We start from the raw sequence: 8,681 nt of genomic DNA on the forward strand, positions 1-8,681 counted from the left end.
CATTTATGATTACTATAGCAACTTTATGTATTCATTAATTTTGCCACAAATCTTAAACCAAATTCTTCTTCAAAAACTCCTTTTTTGTAATCTAAACTCCACATTTCTAACCCACATTCATCTTCAATTGATGAGGGAAATATCAACATCTTAAATTCTTGAAAATTGGGCTGATATTCACATTGAATATGAGAAATAGCACCTATTTGTCTTCTGTCTAAAGCCACAGCCAATCTTAACATCGCGCTGAGTTGATTAACCATTGTCCGATGTTCTTTGTGAAGTAGATTTCGATAGTTTTCATGCTTTTTCTTGGGTGGAGATTTGCGGTGATAACGGGCTATATTGGCGATAATTTCAATTTCGGTTTCGTTATATCCCAGTAATTCACTATTTCTAATTAGGTAGTATGAATGTTTATGGTGTGCTGAATGTGATACGTGATGACCAGAATTGTGTAAAACCGCAGCAGCCCATAATAATTGACGTTGATTTGCACCCCAATTATGTATTTGCGCTTGAGTTTGATCAAATATACTGAGGGCAAAAGCAGCCACACGATCGCCATGTTCTAAATTAGTCTGGTATTTTTTTGCAATTTTTAATACACTGCGTTGACGAATGGAACTTTGAAACCTCAGCCTGTTATCAATGAAACCATGGGTCAGCATCCAGTCTACTATCACACCTTCCCGCAGCGATCGCTCACAAACTGTTAAGGATTCTAGCCCTAACAAGGTCATTGCTTCCTGTAAAATTACTGCTCCTGCAAGTATTACTTCTGACCTTTTTTCTGGCATCCCCGGAATGGCAGCCCGTTCTATATTAGTCATTCTACGTAAGCGAGTTACCCAGGTGCGTAAATCTTGGAGACTAAATTGATACCCATTGAGAGTGGAAGGAACAAGGCCTAATTTTTCCCGTGCGTGAATGGTAGCAATGGTTTCTATTGTCCCGGATGTACCGATTAACCGGGGAGAATCGCCAATTTTCAGTTTTCCTTGCACTTCTTCTACAGAACGCTCTAACATTCCCCTAGCGTAAGCCTGTAGGTACTTAAATTCGGTTTCGGTGATCGGATCAGATTTGACTAATTCCCCAGTTAAGCGCACTGCGCCAATTTTGGTACTGGTGAGACTCCGGGGTTCTTCACTGTCTCCTAAAATCAATTCTGTTGAACCACCACCAATATCAATAATGATGTGCGGTTGGTTATTAAATTCCATCCCCGACAATACACCTAAATAGATGCGACGGGCTTCTTCTCGTCCTGAAATCAGGTCAACGTTTAAACCTACTTGGGTTTCGATTTGGTGGAGAAACTCTTTACCATTGGGAGATTCACGCACAGCACTAGTAGCAACTGCGACTATACTGGTAACACCCAAGCTATAAGCAAGGGTTTTAAATCTGCCTAAACAGGCGATCGCTTTATTCATTATTTCCGGTTTTAACTCACCAGTAATTAAATGGCGATCGCCTAATCTGACGGTTTCTTTTTCCCGAGCAATCATCGTAAAAGATGGTAGGGCAGCTTCAATTTTCACTATTACCATATGTAAAGAATTTGTACCAATATCAATAGCCGCAATCATCTGATTTTCTGGAACTGATAGACTAGTGATATTTTCCCAGTTAGCCGAGACTAAATTCAGCATCTTGTTATTCTTGTGAATAGATTAATAGGACTGTAGAACAAATAGCAAATAACGATATTCTATAAATGTAAAGATATGTTAAATCAGCAAATATGTTAAGGACACCAAAAACCAACCAACAACCATTATGGCTGACAATTACCCTACTACTACGATGGAATAAACCTGAAGGTAGATTAATTCTCATGATACCCGCATTATGGGCTGTATTCTTAGCCGCTGCTGGTAAACCCCCCTTACCCCTGGTGGGAGTAATTATCATCGGTAGTATCGCTACTAGTGCGGCTGGCTGCGTGGTTAATGATTTATGGGATAGAGATATTGATCCCCAAGTAGAGAGAACACGCAACCGCCCCCTTGCATCTCGCGCCCTTTCCGTTCAAATTGGTATTTTGGTGGGGATAGTCGCCCTGGTCTGCGCTGCTATTATCGCTCTTTATCTTAACCCTTTAAGCTTCTGGTTGTCTGTGGCCGCTGTTCCTGTTATTGTACTTTATCCCGGTGCAAAACGAGTATTTCCCATTCCCCAATTGGTACTTTCTATTGCTTGGGGTTTTGCGGTTTTAATCAGTTGGAGTGCAGTTACAGGTAATATCACAGCACCCACCTGGTTACTTTGGGGGGCGACGGTACTATGGACTTTAGGATTTGATACTATCTATGCTATGAGCGATCGCCAAGATGATCAACGAATTGGTATTAACTCTAGCGCGTTGTTTTTTGGTAAATATGCCCCTACAGCGATCGCTATTTTCTTCATTGGTACTATTATTCTTTTAGCTGGAATAGGATTATTAATTAATTTACACATTGCTTTTTGGATAAGTTTAATACTGGCTAGTATGGGCTGGATTTGGCAAATTATCCGCTTACAAAAGCCAGAAATACCCAATTCTGCTTATGGGGAAATGTTTCGTCAAAATGTCTGGATTGGTTTTGTAATTTTGGCAGGAATGATTATTAGTTTTTTGTAAATTTGTACTTAATTTAACCAAATTGCAATCATCTTGTCAATCTCACCCAGGCTAGATTCAAAACTATCAGGACTACTGTTTTAAAGGTTGGGATATTAATCTACAAGCTAGATGCAACCAACCCCATGAAGCAATCTATTTTTGTTCAACTTGCTACAGCAATTTTACTGTCTTTTGGTAGTTTTGGTCTAGTTATTGGTGGTTTCTGGATTAGTAAAACCCCTAGTAATCACAAACAATTACAGTTAATTACTGACACATCAAAATATCAAGAAATTCGTAATCACAAATGGGCTGATATTCAACAAATCCAACATTTTCCGCCCCAAATTCCTACTAATGCTCAAGTTTTACAAATGGCTTATGCTTCGGGATTAATTCCGGGAAGTAGTTCTTTACAAATTCGTCTCAAACAACCACCGGCAAAGATTAAAAACCTCCTGACACAATACAGAAAAATCTGTCAACATCAATATCAAGGTGGTAATACAAATAATCATATTAACCAACCCAACGGCGTACCAACAACGTTTTTTTATACTAGCGATTCAGACATAGAAACCTTTCCTAGCAGTTATGAAATATTAGTATTAAAGGCCGAAGATCAAAGTCAACCCGGTTCAAAATGGAATCACGGTAATAGTTATGGTGTAGCTATTGATGTTGCATCTTCAGAAATTGTTTATTGGGCAGAAAAATGGTAAGAGAAGTTAAAATTAAATAGCTCTGATTGTAGCCATAAACCTAAAATAGACTAATAATCTCAAGAAAGGATTTTTAACTAAGGTCGAGAAAGTCGAGAAAGTCCAAATACATACCATTTTTCCCGACTGAGAAAAAAGCCAATACCATCACTATTAGTACAAGTTAAACCGATTTTTTGAGATACACACTTAAAACCACTGGAGTTCCAATCGCTTCCATAGTTTAAAACAGGTTTATCTTTATCCGCAATGGTATCAATAATACATAAAATTTCCGGTCTCCCCCTCCCCGGTAATAAAAAACCTTGTCCCCACTCAAGTTCACAATATCCGGGGTAGGGTTGAGGAGGTTTGGGTTTTAGTGAACTCATGATTTCACAGCGTAAAATACTTATTTCTCCTGGTACTCCTGGTATTAATTCACAAAAAATATTACCACTAGGGGACTGAAAACCTTTTGGTGCTGCTATGCTTACCTGTGGTAATGTAGTCGCTATTGTACTTGTCAGAAGTAACACTACTAATTTTTTAATTTGTCTGTACATGACTAATTTAAAATTAAAGACTTTGTGAAAGATCCGGTTATGGTTCTCTGGTTTGAGAATAGGTATTAACCTAAGTCGCTATTTCAGATCCACGACTTATTAAAGAAGTCCTGGATATTGATAAATATCATAACATATTAAAATAATAAATGACAAAATGCCGTTATTTTTTCCTTGAGTTGAGATAGAATTGGGGAAATTGACTATCATATATCCTTGGTGCTTTTCTGTATTTGGGAAAGGTTAACTTCCCATTGTTCAGTTCAATCAATTACTAATTACTACTATTGAATCTCGATTTTATATTATATATATTTAATCATGCAGATGCGCCATAAAGATTATGATCTGCTGTCTAAATCCTGACTGTTTAAATCCCCAAAATCCAGATAATTATCAAGTTTGTCAAAGTTGTCAAACTCCTTTGGTAGCACTTTTGAGAAATCGGTTTCGTGTCATCCGTTTACTTTCTAATGAAGGAGGGTTTGGAAGAACTTATATTGCTGAAGATATTGATAAATTAAATGAATTATGTGTCATTAAACAATTAGCTCCAAAATTTCAAGGTACTTGGTCACAAAAAAAAGCAATTCAGTTATTTTCAGAGGAAGCAAAGCGACTACAACAATTAGGAGAACACCCTCAAATTCCCACTTTAATAGCCTATTTTGAACACAATAATTGTTTATATTTAGTTCAGCAATTTATTGATGGTCAAAATCTACTAGATGAATTAAATTCCCGAAAGGTTTATAGAGATTGGGATATTCAGTCTATTTTATTAGATTTATTACCAGTTATTAAATTTGTACATCAACATGGGGTAATTCATCGTGATATTAAACCAGAAAATATTATTCGTCGTCAATCTGATGGCAGATTAACACTCATTGATTTTGGTTCTTCTAAAAAATTGACAGTAAGAGTACAGGGAAAAAATGGTACTTCTATTGGTTCTCATGGTTATTCTCCTATTGAACAAATTAGAGACGGAAAAGCTTATCCCGCTAGTGATTTGTTTGGTTTAGGTGCTACTTGTTTTCATTTACTAACGGGGATTTCTCCTTTTCAATTATGGATGGAATATGGCTATAGTTGGGTGGAAAATTGGCAGTATTATTTACGCTTTTCTCTAAGTTCACAATTAGTAGAAGTTATGGATAAGCTACTAAAGAAAGAAATACAACATCGCTATCAATCTGTTGATGAAGTCATGACAGATTTGATGAAAAAACATACTCTTATGCTGCCAGAATCAGATAGTAAAATTCAGAAATTACCTGCTAAGTATTCTCAAATAAATTACACGAAAAAATTTCTATTGCGAAATTTAATTTTTCTGTTTGGGTTAATTATTTTTTTCACTTTGGGAGAGTTTTGTTATCGAGAATTTCATAAGTTAAACTCGGATTTTTCTTTTAATTTGAATCAACCCCAGAAAACTGAAAAATATTTGTCTTTGGTAAATACTTTTTCTGGACATAAAAGTCAAGTTTTATCTGTGGTGATGAGTCCAAATGGTAAACTGATTATTAGCGGTGGTGATTGTCAGGAAAATGATCATACTAAATGTTATGGTAATCTGAAATTATGGGATGTGATCACCGGTAAAGAAATTACTAGTCTAGAAGGACATTCCCAAAATGTTAACGCATTAGCTATCTCTGCTGATGGTAAAATTTTAGTTAGTGGTAGTGATGATCAAACTATCAAAATTTGGAATTTACAAACAAATCAATTAATTCACACTTTAACTGATCATACTGATGCAATTCATAGTTTAGCTATTACTGCTGATGGAAAAACTTTAGTTAGTGCTAGTGATGATCAAACTATCAAGGTTTGGGATTTAATCACAGGTAAGTTAATTCGCACTTTAACCGCTCACAAATCTTGGGTACGTTCTGTAGATATTAGTCCCAATGGTGTAACTTTGGCAAGTGGTAGTTTTGATAAAACTATAAAATTATGGAATATTCATCAACAACAACCAATTCAGACTTTAACTACTAGTTCACAAACGGTCATAGCTGTGGCTTTTAGTCCCGATGGTAAAATTTTAGCAAGTTCTAGCCGCGATCGCACTCTGAAATTATGGAATTTACAAACTTTAACACCAATTTGGACTATCGGGTTAGAAGGTAATAATATTAATACTCTTGCTTTTAGTCCCAATGGTAAAATTTTAGCTGGTGCTGGACGGACTAGCTTCGGAAATAAAAGCTATCATACCGTTAGAATATGGAGTCTAACCACAGGGGAGGAAATAATTACACTTATGGCTCATGGTAATACTATTACGTCTTTAAGTTTCAGTGCTGATAGTAAATTTTTAGTTAGTGGTAGTGAAGATAACTTAATTAAACTTTGGCAAGTTTCTCCGTAAACAATGACAAAAATTTTTCAAATTGATTAGTATACAATGAGTTGGGGTAGAAAACTCTATCTAATTCAATTCTCTATTTTTTCTTCATGAATTTAGTCTGGGAAAGATTGACTTTATCTTCCTTACCACTTAAAGAATATCTGTCTAGCAGTTACCTACATCGTTTGCTGGTGGGGTCGTTGCTTTCTTGGCGACAAAGTAGTATTCTCATCCAGTGGGGAGATATGATTGCTGTGGGCTTACTTAGCCTCATTTATACTCTTACACCCTTTGTTTCTAGCACTTTAATCGGTTTATTACTACTGGCTTGTGTTGGTTTATGGTTGCTGTTAACTTTATCTGAAGAAGTTACATCGGCCAATGCTGCTTCCTTCACTCCCATTCATCTGCTAGTATTGTTATATTGGGGTATTGCTGCGGTAGCTACAGCCTTATCACCAGTAAAAAAGGCCGCTTTGAGTGATTTACAAACCTTAACTCTTTATTTGTTGTTATTTGCCCTCTGTGCTAGAGTATTAAGAATACCTCGATTTCGCTCGTGGTTGATTACCCTTTATTTGCACATATCCCTCATTGTCAGTGTCTATGGAATACGACAATGGTTTTTCGGTGCGAAGGCTTTAGCTACTTGGGTTGACCCAGAATCTCCCCTAGCTAAGACTACCAGAGTTTACAGTTATTTGGGTAATCCTAATTTACTGGCAGGATATCTTTTACCGGCTGTAATTTTCAGCTTTGTCGCTATTTTTGCCTGGCAAAGTTGGATAAGAAAGAGTTTAGCACTAACGATGTTTATTGTCAATAGTGTAACTCTAATTCTTACCTTTAGTCGGGGGGGCTGGATTGGTTTATTGGTGGGATTATTGACGGTGACGGTATTACTGATTTTTGTTTTTGGTGACTCCACCGTTGAGAATTTATGGGGTATAAAAATATCACCCCAGATGATGTTAATATGGCGGAATTGGTCTTTACCAATATTCCTGGGGAGTGTGGTTGGGATATTAGCAATAGGAATGATCTTTGTTGAACCTTTTCGGGAACGAGTTATCAGTATATTCGCTGATAGAAAAGATAGTAGTAATAACTTTCGCAAAAATGTCTGGGATTCCGTATTTCAAATGATCCGCGATCGCCCGATTATTGGTATTGGACCGGGTCACAATTCTTTTAATCATGTTTATCCCCTGTATCAAAGGCCTCGTTTTACGGCTTTGAGTGCCTATTCTGTATTTTTAGAAACAATCGTCGAAACTGGTTTTTTAGGTTTTACTTGTTTTCTGTGGTTAATAGTTGTCACTGTTAATACAGGATTTTCCCAGATACGACAATTAAGACAGAGTGAAAATACTCAAGTATTTTGGTTAATTGGGGCGATCGCTGTTATCGTAGGTATACTATCTCATGGACTAGTTGATACAGTATTCTATCGTCCTGAAATCAATACCCTCTGGTGGTTTACTGTAGCCTTAGTTGCCAGCTTTTGGCGACCTTTAACACTTTCTAAGAAGTAAAAATACTTAAATAACTTTTGAGCTTATTGGTTGAAAAAAATACCCATAAATTGCCTGTGGTGCGGGCATCTTGCCCGCTAAAAAAACACCCCACCTATAATCTGTCTTTCTCCCTATTTTTACTGAGAGAGAGTTCGGCAGGAGTGTCCTTTAAAACCTCTTCATTGCCCTTTGCATACTCCGTTGATCATCCCGACGTTTAATACTTTCCCGTTTATCATGTAGCTTTTTACCCCTACCCAGGGCAATAACTACCTTTACCCAACCCCGTTTGAGGTACATTTTCAACGGGACTAGGGTTAAACCCTCCTGTTCTACCTTACCAATTAGCTTACGCAGTTCTTGCTTATGGAGTAGTAACTTGCGTGTTCGTCTTGGTTCGTGATTAAAATATGCACCGCTGGAAGTATAAGGAGAAATATGTACATTAATTAACCATGCTTCACCGTCACGAATTAAAGCATAACCATCTTGGAGATTGGCTTTACCTCCACGAATTGATTTTACCTCAGTTCCCGTCAATTCGATTCCCGCTTCATAGGTTTCTAGGATTTCATACCGAAACCGCGCTTGACGATTATCACAAATTGTTTTGTAACCTTCACTCTGTTTATCACTCATTGACAATCTTCTTAAGTTTTCATAAATAAGCCTAAAAAATTTTTTAGACTAACTTTTTTATTTGAGTTGCATCATGTATATTTCGCGCAGAGGCGCAAAGAAGCAAAGCCGCAAAGTTTGAGATTTTGATACCTTCTTGAGGCTATCAGCAACGTCCTTTTGTTCATTGTAGTTCACACAGAACAGTCATGGCTAAATTAAACCTGATTCCTGACTCTGCTATATAAAACCTAGACAAAACTAGACTTTACTTTCTACTTCAACGGGAGCATGGGAGCA

The 8,681-nt window shown here is 37.0% G+C and carries 7 protein-coding genes; 4 read left to right on the top strand and 3 right to left on the bottom strand.

The features are described from left to right. Positions 1-23: 23 nt before the first annotated feature. Positions 24-1,658 (bottom strand): Ppx/GppA phosphatase family protein, encoded by a 1,635-nt coding sequence (locus ACIR131C_RS0116365; RefSeq protein ID WP_028091075.1) that lies wholly within the window; start codon positions 1,656-1,658, stop codon positions 24-26. A gap of 92 nt (positions 1,659-1,750) precedes the next feature. Between ACIR131C_RS0116365 and ACIR131C_RS0116370 the strand changes: the two genes are divergently transcribed. Then, a complete protein-coding gene (locus tag ACIR131C_RS0116370) occupies positions 1,751-2,632 on the top strand; it encodes a 4-hydroxybenzoate solanesyltransferase (protein ID WP_028091076.1) in 882 nt (293 codons plus the stop codon). Positions 2,633-2,757: 125 nt separating this feature from the next. Further along, positions 2,758-3,336 (top strand): hypothetical protein, encoded by a 579-nt coding sequence (locus ACIR131C_RS0116375; RefSeq protein ID WP_028091077.1) that lies wholly within the window; start codon positions 2,758-2,760, stop codon positions 3,334-3,336. A gap of 77 nt (positions 3,337-3,413) precedes the next feature. On the opposite strand, the gene ACIR131C_RS0116380 is transcribed toward ACIR131C_RS0116375, so the two are convergent. Beyond that, positions 3,414-3,881, bottom strand: coding sequence for a DUF6636 domain-containing protein (locus ACIR131C_RS0116380; protein ID WP_028091078.1), 468 nt, complete (start codon positions 3,879-3,881; stop codon positions 3,414-3,416). A 343-nt stretch (positions 3,882-4,224) separates the two neighbouring features. Between ACIR131C_RS0116380 and ACIR131C_RS0116385 the strand changes: the two genes are divergently transcribed. Both ACIR131C_RS0116385 and ACIR131C_RS0116390 read left to right on the top strand, forming a co-directional pair. Then, positions 4,225-6,267 (top strand): serine/threonine-protein kinase, encoded by a 2,043-nt coding sequence (locus tag ACIR131C_RS0116385; protein WP_028091079.1) that lies wholly within the window; start codon positions 4,225-4,227, stop codon positions 6,265-6,267. Positions 6,268-6,353: 86 nt separating this feature from the next. Then, entirely contained in the window at positions 6,354-7,781 is a 1,428-nt protein-coding gene (locus ACIR131C_RS0116390) for an IctB family putative bicarbonate transporter (protein ID WP_028091080.1), read from the top strand. 150 nt (positions 7,782-7,931) lie between these two features. On the opposite strand, the gene smpB is transcribed toward ACIR131C_RS0116390, so the two are convergent. After that, entirely contained in the window at positions 7,932-8,402 is a 471-nt protein-coding gene (gene smpB, locus ACIR131C_RS0116395) for an SsrA-binding protein SmpB (protein WP_028083409.1), read from the bottom strand. Between the last annotated feature and the right edge of the window lie 279 nt (positions 8,403-8,681).

Origin of the sequence: Dolichospermum circinale AWQC131C (assembly GCF_000426905.1) — a bacterium.
In the GTDB taxonomy this organism is placed as follows: domain Bacteria; phylum Cyanobacteriota; class Cyanobacteriia; order Cyanobacteriales; family Nostocaceae; genus Dolichospermum; species Dolichospermum circinale.

Bases quoted from the DNA above. Each gene is read 5' to 3' on its own strand.
- ACIR131C_RS0116380 (WP_028091078.1), bottom strand. From the start codon at position 3,881: ATGTACAGACAAATTAAAAAATTAGTAGTGTTACTTCTGACAAGTACA.
- ACIR131C_RS0116370 (WP_028091076.1), top strand. From the start codon at position 1,751: ATGTTAAGGACACCAAAAACCAACCAACAACCATTATGGCTGACAATT.
- ACIR131C_RS0116365 (WP_028091075.1), bottom strand. From the start codon at position 1,658: ATGCTGAATTTAGTCTCGGCTAACTGGGAAAATATCACTAGTCTATCA.
- ACIR131C_RS0116375 (WP_028091077.1), top strand. From the start codon at position 2,758: ATGAAGCAATCTATTTTTGTTCAACTTGCTACAGCAATTTTACTGTCT.
- ACIR131C_RS0116390 (WP_028091080.1), top strand. From the start codon at position 6,354: ATGAATTTAGTCTGGGAAAGATTGACTTTATCTTCCTTACCACTTAAA.
- ACIR131C_RS0116385 (WP_028091079.1), top strand. From the start codon at position 4,225: ATGATCTGCTGTCTAAATCCTGACTGTTTAAATCCCCAAAATCCAGAT.
- smpB (WP_028083409.1), bottom strand. From the start codon at position 8,402: ATGAGTGATAAACAGAGTGAAGGTTACAAAACAATTTGTGATAATCGT.